General features: G+C 34.9%; 24 protein-coding genes. 16 read left to right on the forward strand and 8 right to left on the reverse strand.

The window, feature by feature from the left end; all coding sequences use genetic code 11:
- Positions 1–581 precede the first annotated feature (581 nt).
- Positions 582–1,643 (reverse strand): sporulation integral membrane protein YtvI, encoded by a 1,062-nt coding sequence (gene ytvI / locus PB01_RS05640; RefSeq protein ID WP_192797485.1) that lies wholly within the window; start codon positions 1,641–1,643, stop codon positions 582–584.
- A gap of 102 nt (positions 1,644–1,745) precedes the next feature.
- A complete protein-coding gene (locus PB01_RS05645) occupies positions 1,746–2,111 on the reverse strand; it encodes a YugN family protein (protein WP_151699292.1) in 366 nt (121 codons plus the stop codon).
- Positions 2,112–2,263: 152 nt separating this feature from the next.
- Between PB01_RS05645 and PB01_RS05650 the strand changes: the two genes are divergently transcribed.
- Positions 2,264–3,340 carry a CAP domain-containing protein gene (locus tag PB01_RS05650; protein WP_151699293.1) on the forward strand — a complete coding sequence of 359 codons (1,077 nt, stop codon included), beginning with the start codon at positions 2,264–2,266 and terminating at the stop codon, positions 3,338–3,340.
- 3 nt (positions 3,341–3,343) lie between these two features.
- On the opposite strand, the gene PB01_RS05655 is transcribed toward PB01_RS05650, so the two are convergent.
- On the reverse strand, positions 3,344–4,075 hold the full coding sequence (locus PB01_RS05655) for an amino acid kinase family protein (RefSeq protein ID WP_225986180.1): 732 nt from the start codon (positions 4,073–4,075) through the stop codon (positions 3,344–3,346).
- Positions 4,076–4,213: 138 nt separating this feature from the next.
- Here PB01_RS05655 and PB01_RS05660 point away from each other — a divergent pair, with 138 nt between their 5' ends.
- Entirely contained in the window at positions 4,214–5,644 is a 1,431-nt protein-coding gene (locus tag PB01_RS05660) for a UDP-N-acetylmuramoyl-L-alanyl-D-glutamate--2,6-diaminopimelate ligase (RefSeq protein WP_192797486.1), read from the forward strand.
- On the opposite strand, the gene PB01_RS05665 is transcribed toward PB01_RS05660, so the two are convergent.
- Positions 5,593–6,090 carry a PaaI family thioesterase gene (locus PB01_RS05665; protein WP_151699296.1) on the reverse strand — a complete coding sequence of 166 codons (498 nt, stop codon included), beginning with the start codon at positions 6,088–6,090 and terminating at the stop codon, positions 5,593–5,595. The genes PB01_RS05660 and PB01_RS05665 overlap by 52 nt on opposite strands.
- Positions 6,091–6,172: 82 nt before the next feature.
- Between PB01_RS05665 and PB01_RS05670 the strand changes: the two genes are divergently transcribed.
- Positions 6,173–6,622: a YlbF/YmcA family competence regulator gene (locus tag PB01_RS05670; RefSeq protein ID WP_151699297.1), complete on the forward strand. Its 450-nt coding sequence runs from the start codon at positions 6,173–6,175 to the stop codon at positions 6,620–6,622.
- Between the two features lie 516 nt (positions 6,623–7,138).
- On the opposite strand, the gene PB01_RS05675 is transcribed toward PB01_RS05670, so the two are convergent.
- Positions 7,139–8,041 (reverse strand): glycerophosphodiester phosphodiesterase family protein, encoded by a 903-nt coding sequence (locus tag PB01_RS05675; protein ID WP_151699298.1) that lies wholly within the window; start codon positions 8,039–8,041, stop codon positions 7,139–7,141.
- A 134-nt stretch (positions 8,042–8,175) separates the two neighbouring features.
- Here PB01_RS05675 and PB01_RS05680 point away from each other — a divergent pair, with 134 nt between their 5' ends.
- Positions 8,176–8,448: a YlbG family protein gene (locus tag PB01_RS05680; RefSeq protein ID WP_151699299.1), complete on the forward strand. Its 273-nt coding sequence runs from the start codon at positions 8,176–8,178 to the stop codon at positions 8,446–8,448.
- 6 nt (positions 8,449–8,454) lie between these two features.
- Here PB01_RS05680 and PB01_RS05685 read toward each other — a convergent pair whose 3' ends face one another.
- Positions 8,455–8,841, reverse strand: a complete 387-nt coding sequence (locus tag PB01_RS05685; RefSeq protein ID WP_151699300.1) for a DUF7147 family protein — start codon at positions 8,839–8,841, stop codon at positions 8,455–8,457.
- A 52-nt stretch (positions 8,842–8,893) separates the two neighbouring features.
- Here PB01_RS05685 and PB01_RS05690 point away from each other — a divergent pair, with 52 nt between their 5' ends.
- The 3 genes from PB01_RS05690 to coaD all read left to right on the forward strand — a co-directional run bounded on the left by PB01_RS05690 (position 8,894) and on the right by coaD (position 11,466).
- Positions 8,894–10,312 carry a hypothetical protein gene (locus PB01_RS05690; protein ID WP_151699301.1) on the forward strand — a complete coding sequence of 473 codons (1,419 nt, stop codon included), beginning with the start codon at positions 8,894–8,896 and terminating at the stop codon, positions 10,310–10,312.
- 100 nt (positions 10,313–10,412) lie between these two features.
- On the forward strand, positions 10,413–10,979 hold the full coding sequence (gene rsmD, locus PB01_RS05695) for a 16S rRNA (guanine(966)-N(2))-methyltransferase RsmD (protein WP_151699302.1): 567 nt from the start codon (positions 10,413–10,415) through the stop codon (positions 10,977–10,979).
- Position 10,980: 1 nt separating this feature from the next.
- Positions 10,981–11,466 (forward strand): pantetheine-phosphate adenylyltransferase, encoded by a 486-nt coding sequence (coaD, locus tag PB01_RS05700; protein WP_151699303.1) that lies wholly within the window; start codon positions 10,981–10,983, stop codon positions 11,464–11,466.
- Between the two features lie 116 nt (positions 11,467–11,582).
- Here coaD and PB01_RS05705 read toward each other — a convergent pair whose 3' ends face one another.
- Positions 11,583–12,464 (reverse strand): hypothetical protein, encoded by an 882-nt coding sequence (locus PB01_RS05705; RefSeq protein ID WP_151699304.1) that lies wholly within the window; start codon positions 12,462–12,464, stop codon positions 11,583–11,585.
- Between the two features lie 233 nt (positions 12,465–12,697).
- Here PB01_RS05705 and PB01_RS05710 point away from each other — a divergent pair, with 233 nt between their 5' ends.
- On the forward strand, positions 12,698–13,747 hold the full coding sequence (locus PB01_RS05710; protein WP_151699305.1) for a SepM family pheromone-processing serine protease: 1,050 nt from the start codon (positions 12,698–12,700) through the stop codon (positions 13,745–13,747).
- Here PB01_RS05710 and PB01_RS05715 read toward each other — a convergent pair whose 3' ends face one another.
- Entirely contained in the window at positions 13,748–14,962 is a 1,215-nt protein-coding gene (locus tag PB01_RS05715; RefSeq protein WP_151701982.1) for a nucleotidyltransferase, read from the reverse strand.
- A 123-nt stretch (positions 14,963–15,085) separates the two neighbouring features.
- Here PB01_RS05715 and PB01_RS05720 point away from each other — a divergent pair, with 123 nt between their 5' ends.
- The 8 genes from PB01_RS05720 (at position 15,086) to PB01_RS05755 (ending at position 22,559) form a co-directional block, all read left to right on the forward strand.
- Complete coding sequence (locus tag PB01_RS05720) at positions 15,086–15,619, forward strand: YceD family protein (protein ID WP_151699306.1); 534 nt, start codon at positions 15,086–15,088, stop codon at positions 15,617–15,619.
- Between the two features lie 24 nt (positions 15,620–15,643).
- Positions 15,644–15,817, forward strand: a complete 174-nt coding sequence (gene rpmF, locus PB01_RS05725; protein WP_053590111.1) for a 50S ribosomal protein L32 — start codon at positions 15,644–15,646, stop codon at positions 15,815–15,817.
- A 94-nt stretch (positions 15,818–15,911) separates the two neighbouring features.
- Positions 15,912–16,673, forward strand: a complete 762-nt coding sequence (locus PB01_RS05730) for an enoyl-CoA hydratase/isomerase family protein (RefSeq protein WP_151699307.1) — start codon at positions 15,912–15,914, stop codon at positions 16,671–16,673.
- A gap of 61 nt (positions 16,674–16,734) precedes the next feature.
- Positions 16,735–17,127 (forward strand): transcriptional regulator, encoded by a 393-nt coding sequence (locus PB01_RS05735; RefSeq protein WP_151699308.1) that lies wholly within the window; start codon positions 16,735–16,737, stop codon positions 17,125–17,127.
- Between the two features lie 137 nt (positions 17,128–17,264).
- The gene (locus PB01_RS05740) at positions 17,265–18,626 is read left to right on the forward strand and encodes an acetyl-CoA carboxylase biotin carboxylase subunit (RefSeq protein ID WP_151699309.1); all 1,362 of its coding nucleotides are present in this window, start codon (positions 17,265–17,267) and stop codon (positions 18,624–18,626) included.
- On the forward strand, positions 18,623–18,835 hold the full coding sequence (locus PB01_RS05745; protein WP_151699310.1) for an acyl-CoA carboxylase biotin carboxyl carrier protein subunit: 213 nt from the start codon (positions 18,623–18,625) through the stop codon (positions 18,833–18,835). Before PB01_RS05740 ends, PB01_RS05745 begins: the two co-directional genes overlap by 4 nt.
- Positions 18,836–18,872: 37 nt before the next feature.
- The gene (locus tag PB01_RS05750) at positions 18,873–20,414 is read left to right on the forward strand and encodes an acyl-CoA carboxylase subunit beta (RefSeq protein ID WP_151699311.1); all 1,542 of its coding nucleotides are present in this window, start codon (positions 18,873–18,875) and stop codon (positions 20,412–20,414) included.
- A 1,254-nt stretch (positions 20,415–21,668) separates the two neighbouring features.
- The gene (locus PB01_RS05755; RefSeq protein WP_225986181.1) at positions 21,669–22,559 is read left to right on the forward strand and encodes a ketopantoate reductase family protein; all 891 of its coding nucleotides are present in this window, start codon (positions 21,669–21,671) and stop codon (positions 22,557–22,559) included.
- The last annotated feature ends 12 nt before the right edge of the window (positions 22,560–22,571 follow it).

The raw sequence follows: 22,571 nt of genomic DNA on the forward strand, positions 1-22,571 counted from the left end.
TTAGCTACTAAAGTTGGGGGGATTCTGCTTAATCTCATGGTTTTACCTATAAAAGCAGGGGTGAGAATTTTCGGTATTTTCAAATTTAAATATTTAGTCACTTTTTCAGTGGCATTTCACTTATCTCGCTGGAGTCGCCACCATCACTTCAATCAATTCTAGGTAAAACTTTATTGTTTTTACTTTTACTTTTACTTTTCCCGAAAAAAGTTTAAGCGATCCTGTGTAAAAATGATTATGGTGGACTTGTCGAAAAATAGATAACATTCCTAGATAAAGAAGTGCTAAGCGGACGAAATTGCATCTTCGTCCGCTTTTAAAAGAATAGGAAAGGATTTATTCTTTCATTATCCAAACCTTATGTACCTTGTCTCTAACTATTCCAAGAGGGCGACGGACAAACATTTTCTACAAGATTACCAGAAAAATGGATCGTGAAGTGACGCAGTCACTTCACGATCCACAAAAAAACACCGGTAATAGTGTAGCGATGCTTCGTCCAAAGCACTCTGGGAATAGAGAAGACAAGAGCGCTTAAAGTATGCTAGCATTTTTCTTAGTCTATCAACCAGTTTTATGGTTCATACCTTAAAGTTAAGCTTTATCATTCCGGATTCTTTTGCAGTAATAAATAATATAACAATTATTGGTCCTATAATAAATCCAAGGATTCCAAATAATTTTGCGCCTACAAACATTGCAATTAGGACTGCTAATGGAGATATGCCCATTTGCGAGCCCATTAACTTAGGTTCCACTGTTCTTCTAATAATAATTAGAATAACTGCAAGAATAGTAAGCTTCGTTCCTAAAACAACGTCCCCAGTAAGGAAATGATAGAGAGCCCAAGGTGCTAGAATAATAATAGACCCTAGAATTGGGATAATATCAATAATCCAAATAATAATCGACATAACTATTGCATATTTTGGAGCGATTAACAGTAATCCTATTAGGGTAGCAGCTAAAATGAAAAAACTTGCCAATACTTGTGCTTTTAAAAAGCCAATGACCACTTTTTTTATGCCTTTTGCCATGAATCGTACCTTTTCTGCAGTACTTTCGGAAAAATATTGAAAAAGCTTTATTCGTAACTGTTCCAAATCAAGCATAAATAAAAATAATGCTACGATGAATACGATGAAACTAACTAAAAAGTTTGGGATATTTGTTAGTAGGGACGTAATATTTGAGTAGCTCAATAAATCAAGTAAAGAATCTTTTAAACTTACTAAAGTATCTTCCAACTTATTCTGTATGGATAATACTACTTCTGCTGGTAATCCTTCTGTATATTTAAATAAGTTATTTTGAATATCTATCCACATTCCTGTTAAATTATTTAAATAATTAGGAATAATTTTTGTAGTGTATATTAATTGCGTGATAAGTTTTGTAATACCAAAATAAAGTCCTCCTGAAATAATTAACAAAAAGAAAGAAAAATTTGTGATTACGGCAGGTTTTCTATTCCACTTAAATGTTTTTTGTGTAAATTTAACTAGTGGTTCAATTATTATAGCTGTAAGGAGTGCTAATACAATAGGAACTGAGACAGGCAAGATAAAAATTGCAATCAACAAAAGGATGAGAATCAGAAAAAAGTATTTAAGGTATTTCTTAAAAAAAAATTTGTTTAACAAGAGCAGTACCACCTTCTTATGATTGTTATATTAAGTATAGTCAAAATTTATACTTTTGAACATGAAAAAACGCCAGAGAATATTTTCTCTAGCGTCATTTTATTAGGCGTTCAGTTCAAAAGGTTTTAAATCCGCACTAAGTGCAGTTAATGTCTTCTCACAAGACTTAAGTAAATGATTTGGGAAAACCTCATTTTCGCCATATTCAATGCCATGTGGATAGTAATGTTTACCAAGAGCAGGCTTCAATAATGTGATTATGGCATCATGAGCTCCAACATCGCCATCTTTTGTATAGCCAAATACGCGAAGATAAAAAATACCTTCTTTTATTTCATATTTTTTGTCATAAGTAACGCGCTCATAATCCCATTGTCCTGCGCGGATTAGACCGTGCTGTTTCATTACATCATCTAATACATTTAGATCAATGACAGTGTTTTCGATACCTGTGTTTTCGAAATCCATTTAATTGTCCTCCTTCACGTTCAAATTACCATATAATACGTTCTCATTAATATTAATTCAAATTTGAAAATGTTGCAATGACAACATTGTGTCTTTGTATACAAGCTTGATATACTAGTGAAAATGGATTAAAACCTAAGGAGATAAATAAGATGAAAAATCTATTTCGTTTCTTAATCGCTATTGCTATTGTACTAGCAGTGTTTATATATTTTGATAACCCTATTCAAGAAAATGAGTTGCTTACCGGCTCGAATAACACTGGACAAATAATTCCGCAAGAAACGAAAGGAACTGTCGAAACAAACAGTATTTTTTCTAGACCTAAAACTGGTATTTCTGTGTTAGTAGGGCAACCATCTTCCGAATTAATCAAGTTATTAGGAAAACCAGCTCGAATTGAACCCTCCTCATTTGGTTTTGAGTGGTGGGTGTATAATGATTCTTATTCAAGTTATCAACTGGTAGGAGTTTCCGAAGGCCAAGTAAAACAAGTTCTGGCTATTGGTAACTCTGTGGAAGTTACACCATATAAAATTGGCCAGTCAATTGAAGATATCTATCGTTTTACGCTCGTTCAATCAGAAATTACAATTTCCATTGGAACGAATACATATACGTTTTCATTAAATGAAGATGATATTAATAACCGAATTTTAGTTCAATTTGATAATTTACTAGCTATTCTATATATTGATGTCGTTGGTAAACGGCTAGAAGCAGTTAGATTTTCTGATTTAGAAACCCTCTTATTACAGAAGCCATATGATATTTTATATAATGGTTCGATGATAGAAACTCAAATTCCTACTTCCTCTTTTCAAATTGCCGTAGACCGTGCAAATGAGAGACAAATTTTTGAAATTACAAATGTCTATCGACTGAGACATGGTGTTAGAGTTTTAGAATCAGATATGCCATTGCAAGATATTGCTAGAATGCAAAGTAAAGAAATGGCTAAAAATAATGTAGTAGCAAATGATTTGGCTGAAATTCCTACGTTAAGCGATACATTAAAAGAATCAAATATAGAGTTTTCCAGAGCTGGCGGAAATACAGCTGCTTTTTATTTTGATGCAGGAGAAGCGGTAAACGGTTGGTTAAACTCAAAAAATCATAGAGATACACTATTAGGTAGAAGGTATACACACACTGGGGTAGGGGTATACGGAAACTACTATACGCAGAATCTTATTGAAAGACCGACTTCCATAGAGGATAGGCCATAATCATTAATGAAAAACGAAAGTCCCATCTTCGTCTTCATATAAAGATCGAATATGCAATGGAACTTTATACAGAGCAGCAAATTTAGCTGCTCTTTTTTGAATGATTTCTACAGGTGCGCTTATTATAGTTTGAAGTTCTTCGTAAGACATTATTGGTATTAATTCGACCGTTTTATTTGTTGAAGGGTCTGATGTCATAACACCAGGAACATTTTTATAAAACTCTACAACTTCAGCTTTTAAATGATGCCCATAGAAGACAGCAGTAAAATCACTTCCACCTCTACCAAGTGTTGTGAAATTGTGTGTTTTTTCAGATATACCTTGAAATCCAGGTACTATAATGCAAGGGAAATCATTGAATGTAGAATTCAATATATTTGTATTCACATCTATTATATTTGCGTTTCCATATGCTTCATTTGTGATGATTCCAGCGTTCTTCCCATAAAGAACTGTAGTGCTAATTCCTCCTTTTTTTAATTCTGCACATAAAACAGATGCAGAAATTAATTCACCACAAGCTGAGAGTAAATCTGACTCAACACTACTAAGAGTTGTTGGAATAAGGTCTAAAAGTGTATCTGTTGAATAATGTTGACCTCTTCTTCCCATGGCAGAAACAACTACCAGTACTTGTTCATGATTTCTCATTGCTTTTTGAATGTGTTTAATGATCAATTTCCTGCTCTCATAGTCTTGCATAGCAATACCACCATATTTTTGAATAATCATATCTTCATCCACTTTACTCGTGACATTTTATTCACTCCGTTCATACGATACAAGGAATTCATTTTACTTTATGCGAATATCCAAGAATGGTGTAGGGAGTGAAGGATTATTTATTCTTTAAAAGAATTACTAAATGGAGTGCAATGTGAGATTGCAGGAGATTTGTCACGGGCAACGATAAATAGATGGATTGATCATTCTAAACAAATCGAAGAAGGGGATATATTTGTCTCACAGACAAATAATCGAATCTTTATGGAGGAAGCGATTCAAAGAGGAGCAATGGCTATTTTAACAAAGTGCTTTGTCCCTGATTGTATCGTCCCGCAAATAATAATACCAACTGATATGGAACGTTTTATAAGACGGCTGTCATCCGTTTCTTATGAACTTTACGGAAAACAAATAAAAACGATTGGCATAACCGGAACGAATGGAAAAACAACGGTCGCATCATTTATCGGACAATTACTAATGCAACAAAATAAATTGGTTTGTGTTATAGGAACTCTAGGTGTATATGTCAACGGAGAAAAATTAAATAACTTATTTCGGAATAATACTACTTTGCCTTTTTATGATTTCATGCAAGTAGTTAAGTATTGTTATGAAAAAAATGTTGAATATATAGTATTAGAGGCTTCTTCACAAGGGCTATTAGACCAACGTCTAGGTAATTATCCAATAGATGTAGGCGTATTTCTTAATATAGGAAAAGATCATATTGAGTTCCACGGAGGAATGGTTCCTTATAAAAAATCCAAAGAAATGCTTATCCCCCTTTCAAAACAACTTGTTATTAATGACGATGATGCATGGTGCCGATCTATAGCTGATAAAACTCGCTTGCCAATCATTCGTTTTGGAGAAAATTTTACAAATGACGTTGTTTATCAAAAAGTAGATTACTCAACGGAAAAGGTACGATACAAATATCTAATAAAAGAAAAAGAACTTCAAGTAGAGATGAATAATAGTGGTTATTATAATGGATTGAATTTAGCAGCGGCAATAGCTGTGATGGGAGCGTTAGGTTTTTCACTGGACGAAGTAAAAACGGTAAACCTTCCTATTGGAAGATTAGAACGAATTCACAATAATGAGGGAATTGAAGTTCTGATTGATTATGCGCATACACCTGATGCATTAGAGGCAAGTTTATCTGCAGTGGCATCTTATGCCAAGCGAAATATATATGTCGTTTTTGGATGTGGTGGAAATAGAGATAAACAGAAGAGAAAATGGATGGGGGAAGTGGCTACCAAATATGCAACAACAGCTATAATAACGAACGATAATCCAAGGAATGAGAATCCTACTGACATAATTGCCGATATTTTAAAAGGGGCAAATACAGAAAAGGTAATCACTGAAACAGATCGGAAACAAGCAATTATTATGGCTTTAAGTAGTGCTAAAAAAGGGGATATAGTAGTAATAGCAGGAAAGGGACATGAACAAGAACAGATTGTTCATGATCTTGTGGTCCCTTTTTCTGATCATGAAGTTGTCCGAAACTATTTCAAAGGGTTTGGCGGAGTTATAACGAAAAATGATCCCGTAGCATAAGCAATTTTTTTGCCATCCAGCTGTGTCACTGTACATTCCATAACTAAAGTTTGACGCCCTTTATGTAAGTATGATGCAGTTGCTATCAGCGTTTTTTCTGTTGAAGCTTTGACATAATGAATCGTCATAGTTGTAGTTACAGCGCCTTTACCATCTGCTCTTAAGTCCTTATTAACAAGGAAGCCCATTGCATTATCTGTTAGGGTAGCAATTACTCCTCCGTGCGGCATATCAAAGCTGTTATAGGAAAGAGGGGTTACTGGTAGTGTGACAACACATCTATCCTCTTCAAATTGTGTATTCATATGAAATATGGCATTTAAGTAGGTAGGGGCATCCTTTTTTTGTTTGTTTTGTATGCCTTCTAAAAATTCTTGGACTAATCTTATTTCAACGTCTGTTGCGTTATCAGTTACTTGTTTTAACAAAGATTGTAATTCATTCATTTTTTTTCTCCTAACAATAAGATAATAGTTTAGCAATTAGTTTTACTTTTTGTTATGATAAAAAGGATTGGAGGATTGTCAAATGATAATGACCAACGAATGGGCTATTTTAATGGACCACTCAGATAAACTATGTAAAATGATTCTTTCCTCTGAACAATTTTATCGATACTTAGATGCACATCGTGCTGTATATACAAATTCGAACATAGTTAGTGAAATAAATCATTTCGCTAAACTAAAAGACCAATATGAAGAGGTTCAACGGTTCGGAAAATACCATCCTGATTATTCGACAGTTATGAAAGATATTCGCGTAACTAAAAGAAAACTGGATATGGTGGATGAAATTGCAACACTGAAAGTTGCTGAAAACGAATTACAAGACTTACTAGATGAAGTGAGTTTGTTAGTCGGTAAATCTGTTTCAGAAGGAGTAAAAGTACCAGTAAGTAATCCATTTTTTGCATCTAGCGGTTCAAGTTGCGGAAGTGGATGCGGTACAGGTGGTTCTTGCTCCTGTTCTGCATAATAATAACTATAAAGGATGTGTGCTAACAAGCACACATCCTTTATAGTATAACTTATTAAAATAACTGTCCAGAAACCAGCAACTGTTTCAAGAGGTCGCAGCACTAATACCCGTTACAAAAAACGACCACAATAATCATGAATCAGTGGGTAGATGATTAAAGTAAGTGGTTCTTGAGAAAAATGGATAGCATCTATTGAAAAAGAAGTGCTGAGCGGAAGAAATTGTATATTCGTCCGCTTTTAAAAGAATAGGAAAGCATCTAATCTCTCATTAACCAACCCTAATGCATCATGTCTCTACAAATTCCGAGAGGGCGACGTACAAACATTCGCTACAAGATTACCGGAAAAAAAGGATCGTGAAGTGACACAGTCACTTCACGATCCTTTGCTCTAACGTTAACAGTGTAGCCTAGATTTCGTCCAAAGCACTATGAAAAAGGTGAAAATAAGATGCACTTAAAGGACGCTTCCGTTTTTCTTACAGATAGACATATTTTTTTCTCAAAGTTTATTAGTCTAGTTTTAGTGCTTCGATAGCTAGATCAGGACGATCGGTTATAATGCCCTTTGCGCCGTTTTTAATAAGTTTTCTCATCACATTTGGGTCATCAATTGTCCAATAATGGACAGGAATATTCAAAGAAGTTAAAAACTTAATGAAATTCGCACTGTCTAAAGGAAACATATTAGACTTAATAGGGATTTGGAAAACATCCGCTTTTGGATGATATAGATGTTTAAACTGACTCGTAAATGCTGTATATGCTTTACGTACTTCTTTTTCACCGGCTCCAAGTGCTACCGTGTTTTGAGCATATAAATTAAAACGATCAATTTGATCATCATAAAAACTAGTTACAACAACTCGTTGGAATGCTTCCTTCACTTCTAACAATCTCCAAAGTTTAGAAGGCATTAAACTACCTTCATATGTTTGGGGAGCATCTTTAATATCCATATTAATAAGCATTTGAGGATACCTGTCTAAAAGTTCTCCTAATGTCATTATTTGCTCTCCGCCATCTCGATAGGAGTATTCTCCGTTTAAATCTAAAAAATGATAGCCTAAATCTGCCTTCTTCAGCTCATCTAATGTGTAGTCAGCTACTCTTCCAGAAAAGTTTGTGACTCTGCTCATATATTCGTCGTGAAAAACAATAATTTCCTCATCTTTTGTTAGTCTTAAATCTATTTCAAATCCATGAACACCGAGTTTTGCAGCACCCTCAAATGCGGCAGGAGAGCATTCAGGTGCGAGTGCCGATCCTCCGCGATGCGCTAGTATTATGGGATGTTCATATTCAAGCGCTTCTTTTGCTGTACGACTTAGAGGTTTTGAAAGTGCTTTTGTACTAGCCCAAGCAGCCCCAGCTGCTGCTGCAATTGCTATCGCTACATTTGTTTTTTTGCCCATTCCATTTTAATCCTCCTTTTAAATTGAAAGGTAGTTTTTATTATATCGAAAAGCTTCTCAACTGTCAGCTAGTTGTTGTTGCTATCAATTTCATGCATATGTTATCCTTGATAGGAAGAAATGAGGGGAATCGTATGACAGAAAGACAAGGTTTAGTTGTCTATGTGCATCATTTAAAACAAGCAAAATCTTTACGGAAATATGGGCATGTCCATTATATTTCGAAAAGACTTAAATATGTTGTATTATATTGCGATCAGGATCAGATTGAAAATGCTAAGCAAAAAATGAATAAACTTCCTTTTGTAAAAGAAATTTTGGAATCTTATCGTCCATTTTTAAAAACTGAATTTGAAAATAGTAAGCCGGATAAAGCGAAAGAATACGATTATAAAATCGGTTTATAGCTTATTCTATTGTAACGGCGGTATAAAATGATTTAAACGTAGTATTCCGATGACATACTGATAGAATAATCCCTTATCAACAAAATTAGCTGAATGTTTAATATCCATTTGAACAGGCACTATTTTTAACTCTTTTAGAGTTTCATGAAAGGTAGAAAGCCTTTGTGGAACTGGAGTAATTTTAGGTATTCCTTCGAGGCAAATATAAATCGGAAAAAAATTAGCTTTATTTATTGGGTTAAGGGCAATTGCTATTGAATAATATTCTTTCTCTTGTTTTTTAGAAGAAAAGATAAAAGCCCGATGTATTCGATTTTTGTTTACTCGAGCAAGTTCACAAAGCTCAAATATATCTCCATAACCCTCACCAAGCTCAATAAAACGTTGAATCATTGAAAACACTTCCTTTCCAATCCATCTTACCACTTTGTTGGAGGACAATTCTATGAAATTTGTTATTGGTTTTTTATCCATGTTACTCGTTGTTACGAATAGTGTTCTTTTACTATTTCAGTATCACGTTTATTCCTCGAGCTTGGAAGAGAATGGAACATCTTTTTATTACGAACAAGAAATTGAAATGAAAATGAAAGAAAATAAAATCATTGTAAAACAACATTTTAATAATCTTTCAAACGAACAAACGACCATTTTATGGCCAATTTCAAGTGAAAATAGAAGTTGTGATTTAAGTATAAGCGAAAGCTGTAATCGTTTATCAGAAGATTTGACTGCTTTTAAAAAGGGGGAATCCTCTAAGCAAAGTATTTCTTATGAAATTCCTTTAGTAGATGGATTTCAAGATAAAACAACTTTGTCTAACTTCCTTGTTAAACTTGAAAAAGGACAGGTATCTTATACAACACTTCATGTTACGGATGAGTTAAAAAGAGGCGGAATGTGGGTTAGTGGCTTGCCTATTATTGGAATTGAATCATTAGATTTAATTGATTACTCCCTCTCCTACGGATCTGGAAATATTACCGATTTATATTGGCAAAAAAAAGTGCTGCCTATCGTGTTTGAAGATAATTATGTCACACTTTATTCAGAGAAAGAAATATCTAAAGAACTTATGAATCAGCTAAAAGAATTGCGATTACCAAATAGTGAACATGTATCCGTTCTTTTTGAGAAAAATACTAATCATTTGAATGCATCTCGAATTTCCTTTATTGATAGCGAAGACATTGCTTCTTTACAACAAGAGTTAATTGTGAAAAATGTTCAGTTAAAATATGGAATAGATCCTTCTAATTTATTATTAGCAGAAGTTATTAGTAGTTATTTAATGAACCGCCCAATTGGATCAGGGAAGGCTAAGTGGATGTATGAAACAATGAATAATTATTTTACAACAGATCAACTTGCTGACTGGAAATCCAAACTACAAAGTAATAAAAGATTGAATGCGGAAAAACTAGATAAATTATTGTCAAATACAATTGGTCTAAAGACTTCCTATTTTACTTTTAATATGCAGTTTAGTTCGGAAAATTTCCCGTTATTATTTGAAGACTCTCGAACGGTTTATATAAATGAATTACAACAAGAAAATATGAAAGTATTGTTTAAAGATGGTAAGGTACTTTATGCTGCTGAGCCACTTCTCGCAGTATTAGGTTACACACTAAAAGATACAAATAAAGGGCTTTACGTTCAAAAGACCTCAAGAGCTTTTCGGTTTCCAATTCATGAACCTTTTTATGTATTAAACGAAAAAAGATTTGATGCAATGTCAGAACCTTTTGAAAAAATAGGGTCGGTTTATTATATTGAAGAAGCATGGATGATTCGATTGTTTTTAGTTGACATTAAAAAGCAGGATAAACGAATTACGATTACACAATCTGCGCTATTTTAATTTAGTTCAGCATTCCTTAAGTGGTGAGTTGAACGCAATAATTTAAGTAAAATCTGGACGTACATACGCCAAGGTAAATTTGATAGCTAGGAGAAACAAGATGAGAGTAATATCAGGATCAAGAAAAGGATTACCATTAAAAGCAGTACCAGGAACAAATACGAGACCCACAACGGATAAAGTAAAAGAGTCTATTTTTAATATGATTGGCCCATATTTCGATGGAGGTATTGCTGTAGATTTATTTGCTGGAAGTGGGAGTTTAGGGATTGAAGCGATGAGTCGAGGAATCGATACTTGCGTTTTTATAGAAAAAGACCAAAAAGCACTGCAAACGATTAAAGAAAATATAAAGAAGTGCCGATTGGAAGAATCGAGTGAACTATACAAAATCGATGCTTCAAGAGCAATAAAAGCATTTGAAAAAAGGGAGCTTTCCATTGATTTGTTATTCGTAGATCCTCCTTATAGCAAAACGTTATTTTACGATTTAGCTAAAAAAATTGTAGAAACCGGATGTATGAATGATACGGGGATAATTGTTTGCGAGCATGATAAAACGGTTGACTTAGAAAATGATATAGGAACTTTTACGCTCGTTAAACGAGAAACTTATGGAAGTACTATTATTTCAATTTATCGTAAACGAATAGAAGAGGGGAATTAAGTTGGTTAAAATTGCAGTCGTACCAGGGAGTTTTGATCCGATTACAAATGGACATTTAGACATTATTACACGAGGAGCATCAATTTTTGAACAAGTAAATGTTGTGGTGTTAAATAACTCCTCTAAAAACCCTTTATTCTCCGTTGAAGAACGAGTAAAACTTATTGAAGATGCAACTGCACATCTTCCAAATGTAAGAGTAGAGACATTTTCAGGATTATTAATGGACTATGCAGAAAACGTAAATGCAAGCGCTATAATTAGAGGGCTAAGAGCAGTATCCGACTTTGAATATGAAATGCAAATAACTTCGATGAACCGGGTGTTGAATGATGAAATCGAAACTTTCTTTATCATGACTAAAAACCAATATTCGTTTTTAAGTTCTAGTATAGTAAAAGAAGTTGCAAAATATGGCGGATACATTGGAGAACTTGTACCACCTCAAGTCGAAGCGGCGCTTAAAACCAAATATAACACTAACTAACCTTGCAAACTTTGCAAGGTTTATTTTTTCCTTATTTAACTCCTCTAAATATTTTCACTACACGAATGTTAAGAGAATGTTACGGGTGCCTGGCACCCGTAACGTTAATGTAATATTCATGCTACAAAGTAGAAAATTGTTGGGATAAGGATTACGTGAAGAATGCGGAAAAGTAAATATTTCCGAATAGAAATTCCTGCTTTTTGTGCTAAAACGATTATTTGCATATGGATACTTATCCCACTAAAAGCAATGATTAGTGCAACAATTACAGGAAGCATAGCTTTCCCAGATAATATTTCTCCTGCGAGACTAATTCCTCCAGTCATTTCAAAGAATGAAGCAACAAATACTAACAAAAGTGGTGAGATGGAAGGAAGTATCTCCTTTATCGATTCAAATACAATGATACTCACGGTGGTAAAGAATACCACAGTCGTCCCAATGAGCAGCAATATTTGCGAGGTTTCTTTAATGCTTTCTTGAAATGGTGAGGATGATAGTTTAGTTGTTTCAACATTCATTTGAATAGCGGGAGATAATATGATGAATACTAATAAGAATAAAAAATTTACTACATGAATAATGATTAACAACTTCAAACCCGAAATCTCTGCCTGAAAAATATTAATACCTACGAATCCAATAACAAACATTGGGCTTGGTGCGTGGCAAATTGCCAATAACCAACTCGCATTGCGATTATTTAAAGTCCCCATTTCCTTAAGTGAAGAAATGATGGCTGCCCCGCTGGGAAACCCTCCTATAGCACTCAAAAGAAAAATATTTATATATAGTTTGAACTTATTTTGAGTTTTTAAAAAAGTATTTTGAGATCGTATAAACATCTGCGTGATCACCAGATATGGAAGTAAATAAGGGAGTAAAGCTGTCGTGAATATCCGCATTCCTTCAATTGCTCCTTTATGCGCAACACCAGGTTGCAAAAACAGAAGAGTAATAAGGACCCAACTACTAAGCGTTATTATTTTGTGCAATTGAATTCATCCTTTTGTGCTGAATAGAAAATTCTGCTTTCCTATTCAGTTATTGTCTTGCATCTAGCCATCATCCGTTTGAAGTAAATTGTTGCTCCTCTTGGCAAAAGTTCGTCACAAATTTTTATGAAAAATGGGAGGATATCATTTTATTTTATATTTATTTTGTCAGAAAAAAATGGAAGTGATAAACTTATTAGTATTAAAAAACGAAAGGAAGGGATAAATAAATTATGTTCAATAAAAAACCGATAATTTTTGTTTTAATTTTAGCGATAGTTGCATCCCTAGCCTTTTATCCAATGGAGTCTTATATATCCAAACCTGGTGGAGCATATGAACTATCACCGTTTGTTCAAGTAGAAGGTGGAGATAAAAATGATAAAGGAATGATGAGTCTTCTAACAATCTCCTTATCAAAAGCGACGCCATTAACTTATCTGTATGCAAAAGTAGCGGACAATAGGAAAATTTATAAAGCTGAGCAAATTCGTAATCCTGACGAAGGTGAAAAAGAATATAATATTCGTCAATTAAAGCTTATGTCTGATTCTCAATTTAATGCTATATCTGTAGCATATAATCGTGCGAATAAGCCGTATCACATCATAAATAATGGGATATTTATTTTTAACGTTCTAAAGAATAGTGCAGCAGATGGTATTTTAGAACCCGGCGATAAAATAATTGGATTGGATAATATATCTGATATAACCGAGGAAAAACTAAAAACTTATTTAAACGGTAAAGGAGAAGGCGACAAAATCCAATTGACAGTTGAAAGAAACAAAGAGACGCTAAAAAAAGAAGTGACACTAAAAACGGTACCTGGCGTTCTAGATAAACCTGGTATAGGGGTTTCGTATACGGAAGATAAAAAGGTGGAAACTACTCCAGCTGTTCATATGAATTCGGAAGATATTGGAGGGCCTTCTGCAGGTCTTATGTTTACACTAGAAATTTTAAATCAGCTCTCACCAGAAGATATTTCAAAAGGATATAATATTGCTGGAACGGGAGAAATGAAACCAGATGGAACAATTGGACGGATCGGTGGTATCGATTTAAAAGTAATTGCTGCAGATCGCAAAGGAATTGAAATTATGTTTGCTCCAGATGACGAAATTGATCCTGCCATTTTAGCAAATAATCCGGGTCTGACATCTAACTATGAGGAAGCGTTAAAATCTGCAAAAAAAATAGGCACAAAAATGAAAATTGTGCCTGTTAAAACAGTGGATGATGCCCTTGCCTATTTAGAAAAATTAAAACCAAAGAAATAGTTAATGAATGATTGGGGTGATTCTATAATCACTTCCAATCATTTTTTGTGCATAAGTAGATTGCAATCCTAAATAATATAAGTTCGCGGTTTTTACATCAAGCGCAAGCATATCGTTGTCTTTATATGCAGCTACTCTACTTACAAGAGGTAGTGGCAAATCTTTTTTGATGGATTGTAAGTATGCCTGTCCATTTTTACTCATCGCTAATGGACGTATATAAGTTGGTAAATCGAATGACTTTAATTGTTCCCAAGTAAAATCATTGTAGATATGCGTCAACATGCGTTGAATCCTAGTCCAGGTGAAGCGCTTAGATTTTATTTGCTCCATAAACGTCTGGAATGTATCTTTCTTAACAGCGGCATTCCAAATGGCGTTTTCCATTCCTTCCGTCACTTCTGCGAAAGTAGCTAACCGCTCTTTTGAATGACGTAAAATAATCAAACGGAGAATCGGCCAAAATCGTTCCCAACTTCCGAAAGATTGGAAAGTAGATTTCCACCTACTTAATTCATCTAAGCTTGTAATCGGTAAAAAATTTTGAATGGCAGAGAGATCCAGTTCACCAAATAATACTTTTCGTATTCCTGTAGCGCTTGCTATGGTTTCGGAAGGTTTCGCTTCATCATGATAGTTTGCAACAACTCGGTGGATTGTTTCGGACCTTATGGATGCATGTAACCGATACGCTGCCTCAATATAATGATAGCCCAAAATATTATTTGGCTTTGACAAATCGACTAAAGGCAAGGAGGAATCTTCTGAGACAACTTTATATGATTCGTTTAATGCTTTTGGATAGCTAATGCCTTGCTTCATGAAATTTGAAATCGCTGTATTATACTCTTCCTTTTTGGTCGATAATAAGTGATAGGTATGATGAAAAGCTTCTAAAGAGCCCTCTTCGCTACCAAAACAAAAAGCTTCACATTTCAACGCATCCAATAAAAAGATGGCACCTTTTGCAAAATCACTTGCCTGAGCTGTTGCAAATGCATAGGGTAATTCAATTACTAAGTCCACTCCAGCAGAAATAGCCATTTTTGCACGCGTCCATTTATCAACAAGTGCGGGTTCTCCACGTTGCAAGAAATTTCCAGACATTACTGCAATAATTATGTCGCTGTTTGTCTTTATACGTGATTGATTTAAGTGATGTAAATGGCCGTTATGAAAAGGGTTGTATTCCACAACAATTCCTGTAGCTTTCATCATCGATCAAATCCTTTCCTTAATCCAATTATAATGTTAAAATAAAGTAGTGACAAGAAATTATCTTGACATCTAAAACCAGTCATTATATAATAAATTTTGTTGTCTTGAGGTGATAATCGTATGAAATGGGCAATTCATCAATTAGCTAAATATCGTGATAACGGGATGACGTTAGATGAATTCGTGACTCTCCAAAATGTGAAGGAACGGAACCCAGACGTTCGAAGTATTTCACCCGTTCATGTAGAAGGGCACTGCACGTTTGGTGCAGCGCAAATGACTTGTCATTTTCAGCTTTCAGGGACGCTCATTTTGCCTTGTGCTCGCACTTGGGAAGATGTAGAATACCCATTTGAAATTCATTCTGATGAAATTTTCAGCTGGTCTGAAAATGCATCTGCTTTCGACTATGATAACTTCCATATAGTAGAAGGTGATGTCATTCAAGTAGATCCAGTTCTAGAAGAGTTAATCCTACTAGAAATTCCTTTGCAAGTGTATAAAGAAGGTGCAGACCAATTTAAACACGAAGGTGGAAACGGCTGGTCATATACAACAGATGAAGATTTAAATGATTTGCAAGAAAATGATCAACCAAAATTGGATCCAAGACTAGCTCAATTAGCTAAGTATTTTGATCAAACAGACGAATAATAGATCTGTAAGGAGGTGCCAACAATGGCAGTACCAGCTAGAAGAACTTCTAAAACTGTAAAAAGAAAACGTCGTACACATTTTAAATTATCCGTACCTGGTATGGTTGCTTGTCCAAATTGTGGTGAAATGAAATTGGCTCACCGAATTTGTAAATCATGCGGTCAATACAAAGGGAAAGAAGTAGTGAGCAAATAATTCAGTATTTGTTCCTTAAAAGACTACCAAAGAGACCATGGCTCTTCGGTAGTCTTTTTCTCTATTTATATTTTTCAAAGAGGATGTGCTTACGGTGGCTTATTCAATCGAAATAAAAGGCGAAATACTTATTTTTGAAATAAATAGACCTACCATTCACAATGCCATTAATAAAGAAGTAATAGAAGGATTTAAGCAATTCATACATAGCGTAAAAACAAATAAAACAATTAAACTGGCTGTAATTACAGGAGCAGGAGACAAGTCATTTTGCTCCGGAGGAGATTTAACTGTCTTTCATCAATTGAAAACGGAAAAAGAATCGTTTGGTATGTTAAGTGAAATAGCTAAAATTCTCTATGAAGTAGCTACTTTATCGATTCCGACGATGGCGCTAATTAACGGTACTGCTGTTGGTGGAGGTTGTGAAATAGCTACATTATGTGATTATCGTCTAGTAAAAAAAGAAGCAAAATGCGGATTTATTCAAGGTAAATTAGCAATTACTTCAGGGTGGGGTGGAGGAACGTATTTGTTTGAAAAGGGAATGAAACATGATTATGCTCTTCGAATGCTTACAGAAGCTGAGCCCTATTCTGCGGACCAATTATTATCGATTGGATGGGCAACTGAACTTTTTGAGGGAGATAAACTAGCAGCATTAAATAAGTTTACTCGTAAAATGATTGTTCCTCATTCCTCTGTTTTACAAGCCTATAAAACCCAAGTGATTCGAAAATGGGAGCAAACGAAATTATATGAACGTGTGATGGAAGAAGTAGCAACATGTGCGGTTCTTTGGGAGCAAGAAATTCATCACGAGGCAGTTGATTTATTTTTAGAGAAAAAGAAATAAAATCTAGAGTCTATTTGTACCCACTTTGCATATATTAGTAAAAAAGCAAAGGGTGATAAACATGAATGTTAAAATTAGAAAAGATAGCTGGTCCGTGGAAGAAGACAATCTTTTAAAAGAGTTAGTTTTAAAGAAAATAGAGCAGGGTCATACGCAAATTTCTGGATTTGAAGAAGCAAGCATTTTGTTAGGTCGCTCCAAACAAGCTTGCGCTTTTAGGTGGAACAAAAACCTACGACCAATTGTCCTGCAAAGAAAAACGTCTGTAAAACCTACAGTTGCGAAAGAAGTTCCTGACTCTTCTACTTTACAAAACCATCTACAGTTGGCTATGGAAAGTTATGATGAAATGAGACAGTCATATGATGAAATTGCTAATGCCTACAATTTGTTAAAAAGAGATTATGAACAATTAGTAAATTGGGTAAAACAAGGAATAACACATATAGAATAAGGTTTAAATGAGGTCTCTAATAGTAGAGGCTTTTTTTTTTGAACAAAAAAATTTGCTATTTAGTTGAAATCGCTTTCATAATTCGTATAGACTAATAGGGGTGGGAACACGTTTTTTTTACTTAGGAGGTATGGATAATGAAAAAAGTATTAATCGCTAACAGGGGAGAAATTGCTAGACGTATTATTAAGACGTGTAAAAAGATGAACATTGAAACCGTAGCCATATACTCGGAAGCCGACGCAGAATTGCCATATGTGAAAGAAGCAGACTTTGCTTTTTTAATAGGTCCTAATCCGGTGTTACAATCGTATTTAAAAGTAGATGATATTATTGAACTTGCAGTAAAAGAGAAAGTCGATGCAATTCATCCGGGATATGGATTTCTCTCGGAAAATGCAGATTTTGCTCGAAAAGCGGAAGCAGCAGGAATCACATTTATAGGGCCAAAACCAGAAACAATTGAAAAAATGGGAGATAAGATTGCATCTCGATTAACGATGATAGAAGCAGGAGTACCTGTCGTTCCTGGAACGGAAGAAGGCTTAACATCTATTGAGGCTGCAAAAGAGGCTGCATCTAAAATTGGTTACCCCATCATGTTAAAAGCAAGCGCAGGTGGCGGTGGAATTGGGATGATTCGTTGTGACGATGAGGAGACTTTAGAAAAAAACTTTGAATCGATTAAAACACGAGCGAAATCTTACTTCGGAAATGATGTAGTATTTTTAGAAAAATTCATTGATGCATCCCGTCATATTGAAGTGCAAATTTTTGGTGATAACGATGGAAATGTTGTGCATCTATTCGAACGTAATTGCTCAGTTCAACGAAGAAATCAAAAAGTACTGGAAGAATCGCCATCACCAAACTTTCCACAAGAAGCTCGTATAAAATTGTTTGAAGCGGCAGTTAAAGCGGCAAAAGCAGTAGATTATGTTAATGCGGGTACAGTAGAATTTATAGTGGATCAAAATCATCAATTTTATTTTCTAGAAATGAATACGAGACTCCAAGTAGAACATCCAGTAACAGAAGCGATTACAGGATTCGACTTAGTAGAATGGCAGTTAAAAGTAGCGGCAGGAGAACAGCTCCCTGTAAAAGATCAGGATTCTATTTCTTCCAATGGACATGCCTTTGAATTTAGAATATATGCAGAGGATCCAAAGACATTCTTTCCTTCACCAGGAACAATTATTCGCCAATATTGGGGAGATGAAGGTGGTATTCGAGTAGAAGCAGGATATGAAGAAGGAAACAAAGTAACCCCTTTTTATGATCCGATGATTTCTAAAGTAATAATTCATGCAGAAAATAGGGATATGGCAATAGAGAAAGCGCAAAAAGTATTCTCTTCTGCTAAAATAGAAGGTGTGAAAACAAATATTGACTTGTTTCACCAATTTTTAGATGCAGAAAGTTTTAAAAGTGGCATTTATTCAACATCCGTTTTAGGGGAATGGATGCAACAACAAAGGGAGGAAGTTTCAAAATGAAAAATTTAGAATCAACAATGGCGGGTACAGTATTTACGGTAAATGTAGCAGTGGGAGAAGAGGTATCCGTTGGTCAAATAGTAATGGTGTTAGAATCAATGAAAATGGAGATTCCTATGGAAGTAGAAGTGGCTGGTAAGATAGCTACGATTCTTGCAAAAGAAGGAGATTTTGTGAACGAAGGAGACGTTCTAGTAACGTTTGAATAAGTGAATTTCATGTGCTTTAAATAAGGGGGTCTTCAAAATGGGAGAAAAAAAGGCGTATAATGAACGTCTAGAAGAAAAGCTTACATCCATTTTTTCAGGTGGTCATTCAAAATATCACGAAAAAATGAAAGAACAAAAAAAATTATTTGTTCGCGATCGTTTAGCATTACTTTTTGACAATGGGGAATATATAGAAGATGGTCGCTTTGCGAATGTAGAAGCTGGTGACCTACCAGCTGATGGTGTTGTCACTGCTACTGGAAAAGTGAATGGACAAACTGTGTGTGTAATGGCGAATGACTCAACGGTGAAGGCTGGTTCATGGGGATCACGCACGGTTGAGAAAATTATTCGAATACAAGAAATAGCAGAAAAAAATAGAGTCCCAATGTTGTATTTAGTAGACTCAGCAGGTGCTCGCATAACGGATCAATTAGATATGTTTCCTAATCGCAGAGGAGCAGGGAAAATATTTCACAATCAAGTAAGAATATCTGGACTCATCCCGCAAATCTGCTTATTATTTGGTCCTTCAGCAGCGGGCGGTGCTTACATACCAGCATTTTGTGATTTAGTAATTATGGTTGAAGGAAATGCTTCTATGTACTTAGGTTCACCACGTATGGCTGAAAAAGTAATTGGTGAAAAAGTAACCTTGGAAGAAATGGGTGGAGCTCGTATGCACTGTACGGTTAGTGGATGTGGGGATGTACTTGTAACTTCTGAGGAAGAAGCTATTTCGGAAGCGAAAAGATATTTAAGTTTTTTCCCAGCAAACTATACGGAAAAGCCTAAAAAAGTAGAACCTTTAAAAGCAAAAGAAGGAAGAACACTAGAGGAAATTATTCCTGAAAACCAAAATGCTCCATTTGATATGTATGAAGCAATCGACGCGTTAATTGACGAGGGTTCATTTTTTGATGTAAAAAAATTGTTCGCGCCTGAGTTAATTACAGGTTTTGCTCGTATTGAAGGGCAAGCAGTTGGAATTATTGCAAACCAGCCAAAAGCTAAAGGTGGAGTACTTTTTGTAGATTCTGCAGATAAATCGGCGAAATTTATTTCTCTTTGTGATGCATTTTCCATTCCTTTATTATTTTTAGCGGATGTCCCTGGATTTATGATTGGAACAAAGGTAGAGCGCGCGGGAATTATTCGCCATGGTGCGAAACTAATTGCAGCAATGAGTTCTGCAACTGTTCCAAAAATCTCGGTAATAGTTCGTAAAGCATATGGGGCGGGTTTATATGCGATGGCAGGACCAGCATTTGAGCCGGATGTGTGTATTGCGCTTCCTACCGCACAAATTGCTGTTATGGGCCCAGAGGCAGCTGTTAACGCTGTTTACTCCAATAAAATTGAAGCAATTGAAGATCCAAAAGAACGATTAAAGTTTGTGCAAGAAAAGCATGCTGAATATAAAGAAGAAATTGATATTTATAAATTAGCTTCTGATATGATTATTGATGAGATTGTTGCACCAAGTGATTTACGCAACGAGCTTGCAAATCGTTTTAGATACTACGAAAATAAAGAAGTTTTGATAGCACCTCGAAAACATCCAGTGCTTCCTGTTTAATAATTATAACTTTATTCAGTAAGTAGGAATAAAGTTAAATTTTCTAGTAATTTGATAAAAAAAGGTCTACCATAATGGTAGACCTTTTTTAAAAGATAATAAAGTATATGAATCTTGGATGCTAGAAATCCTATAATAGTAAAGATTCATAGTATAATTTCAAAGGTTTGATCTTGATTTTTTAGTTTTAACGTCCACAGTGTACATGAATCATTGCGTGTATGATTAGAGTAGGTGGTACTAGAGAAAAATAGATAGCATCCATGTATAAAGAAGCGCTGAGCGGACGAAATTACATCTTCTTTCGCTTTTTAAAGAATAGGAAAGTATCTAATCTCTCATTAAACAAACCTTACGCACCTTGTCTCTACCTATTCCAAGAGGGCGACGGACAAACATCCGCCACAAGATTACTGAAAAAGTGGATCGTGAAGTGACGCAGTCACTTCACGATCCACAAAAAACACCGGTAATAGTGTAGCGATGATTCGTCCAAAGTACTCTGGGAATCGAGAATACATGAGCACTTAAAGGACGCTAGCGTTTTTTTAAACAGAAAGTGAAAGTATATGGATTATTAACCTGCGAAACCAGTATTTATTGTACTTTAAAGAATTCAATAATACCGCGGATTTCCGTTTCACACGTTCGTTGAGATGGATCATCGCTCACCCCGCGAAAAGCGTTCGCCCTGCAGTGGAAATCCTTACGGTAACTAACTTAATGCACACTATATAAACAATACGGTCTTTGCCCAATTTAATAAGGGTAACGCTAGTTCATATAGATGCTACATAGATTAAGTTAAACGGTAATTTACTGGTCATTTTTGGCTAATCAACAGACCTGTTTTTACTTATACTTTTCCTATAAAAATTAAACTGATTCTGTGTGAATATGATTAGAACTGGTGGACCTATATAAAAATAGATAGCATTCATAGATAAAGAAGTGCTGAGCGGACGAACATGTATCTCCGGCCTCCCTTAAAAGAGTAAAAAAGCATCTTAACTCTCATTATCCGAACCAAATGCATCAAGTCTTTACATATTCCAAAAGGGCGACGGACAAACTCTCGCTACAAGATTACTGAAAAAAGTGGATGGAGAAGTGACCGCGTCACTTCTCCATCCACAAAAATTCCCTCGTTAATAGTGTAGTTGGTGTTTCTTCCAAAGCTCTCTGGAAACGGTAAAACAAGATACACCTAAAGGCCGCATGCAATTTACTTATAAGAAAGTAGAGGTGGAATACTTGAAAATCGGTATTATCGGAGCGGGAGCAATAGGTCTGCTGTTTGGTGCCTATTTAGCAGAGGAGAACCATGAAATACTTTTTTACGTGAGAGGAAACAAGAAAATAGCAAATTTATACATAGAAAAAATACCGAACGTTCCTGAACCAATCACTTGTATGCAAGTAAGTGAAATCAAAGCATTGTATTCGATGGATTTGATCGTTCTTGCAGTTAAATATCATCATCTGGAACAATTAAAAAAGGATTTAGATATTCTTCCAAAACATATACCACTTTTATTTGTCCAAAACGGTTTACTTCATTTATCTTTTATTGATCAATTAAAGCAGTCGACCATTGCGATTGCTTCTGTTTTACATGGTGCTATGAAAGTAAATGAATACACGGTACGTCATCTAGGAATAGGAATTACATCTATTGGAATTCTTAGAGGTGTTTGGGACAAGACAGATGCTTTTTTACAATGTTCTACTAACAATTTCCCTATTAAGTTCACCACTCAAATTGAAGAAACTCTTTTTAAGAAAGCACTATTAAACTGTTTAATAAATCCTTTAACAACCATTTTGCAGGTAGAAAATGGAATGCTAATAAAAAATGAATCCTATAAAAAGATTTTGAAAAATATATATGAAGAATTAATGGAGGCGTTTGAGGAATGGAGAGAAAAACTTACTTGGAATGAAGTAGTCAACCTTTGTAAAAATACAGAAAATAATCGCTCTTCTATGCTTACAGACTATGAAAATGGTCGTTTAATGGAGGTTAATACGATTGTAGGGGCGGTAATTGCGGAAGCAGGAAAGAAAGATAAAGTATTGCCAGTGTTACATACTTTTTACTTAATGTTAAAAGAATTGAATAAAGTAGGTGATCGCCATTATTAATATACTTACATT

The sequence above is a fragment of the Psychrobacillus glaciei genome, from assembly GCF_008973485.1.
Lineage (GTDB): Bacteria > Bacillota > Bacilli > Bacillales_A > Planococcaceae > Psychrobacillus > Psychrobacillus glaciei.

Coding starts and splice junctions, on each gene's coding strand:
- PB01_RS05710 (WP_151699305.1), top strand. CDS start 12,698: ATGTTCAATAAAAAACCGATAATTTTTGTTTTAATTTTAGCGATAGTT.
- PB01_RS05670 (WP_151699297.1), top strand. CDS start 6,173: ATGATAATGACCAACGAATGGGCTATTTTAATGGACCACTCAGATAAA.
- PB01_RS05720 (WP_151699306.1), top strand. CDS start 15,086: ATGAAATGGGCAATTCATCAATTAGCTAAATATCGTGATAACGGGATG.
- rpmF (WP_053590111.1), top strand. CDS start 15,644: ATGGCAGTACCAGCTAGAAGAACTTCTAAAACTGTAAAAAGAAAACGT.
- PB01_RS05690 (WP_151699301.1), top strand. CDS start 8,894: ATGAAATTTGTTATTGGTTTTTTATCCATGTTACTCGTTGTTACGAAT.
- PB01_RS05650 (WP_151699293.1), top strand. CDS start 2,264: ATGAAAAATCTATTTCGTTTCTTAATCGCTATTGCTATTGTACTAGCA.
- PB01_RS05655 (WP_225986180.1), bottom strand. CDS start 4,075: ATGATTATTCAAAAATATGGTGGTATTGCTATGCAAGACTATGAGAGC.
- PB01_RS05750 (WP_151699311.1), top strand. CDS start 18,873: ATGGGAGAAAAAAAGGCGTATAATGAACGTCTAGAAGAAAAGCTTACA.
- PB01_RS05680 (WP_151699299.1), top strand. CDS start 8,176: ATGACAGAAAGACAAGGTTTAGTTGTCTATGTGCATCATTTAAAACAA.
- PB01_RS05735 (WP_151699308.1), top strand. CDS start 16,735: ATGAATGTTAAAATTAGAAAAGATAGCTGGTCCGTGGAAGAAGACAAT.
- PB01_RS05645 (WP_151699292.1), bottom strand. CDS start 2,111: ATGGATTTCGAAAACACAGGTATCGAAAACACTGTCATTGATCTAAAT.
- PB01_RS05745 (WP_151699310.1), top strand. CDS start 18,623: ATGAAAAATTTAGAATCAACAATGGCGGGTACAGTATTTACGGTAAAT.
- PB01_RS05675 (WP_151699298.1), bottom strand. CDS start 8,041: ATGGGCAAAAAAACAAATGTAGCGATAGCAATTGCAGCAGCAGCTGGG.
- PB01_RS05715 (WP_151701982.1), bottom strand. CDS start 14,962: ATGAAAGCTACAGGAATTGTTGTGGAATACAACCCTTTTCATAACGGC.
- PB01_RS05740 (WP_151699309.1), top strand. CDS start 17,265: ATGAAAAAAGTATTAATCGCTAACAGGGGAGAAATTGCTAGACGTATT.
- PB01_RS05685 (WP_151699300.1), bottom strand. CDS start 8,841: ATGATTCAACGTTTTATTGAGCTTGGTGAGGGTTATGGAGATATATTT.
- PB01_RS05665 (WP_151699296.1), bottom strand. CDS start 6,090: ATGAATGAATTACAATCTTTGTTAAAACAAGTAACTGATAACGCAACA.
- rsmD (WP_151699302.1), top strand. CDS start 10,413: ATGAGAGTAATATCAGGATCAAGAAAAGGATTACCATTAAAAGCAGTA.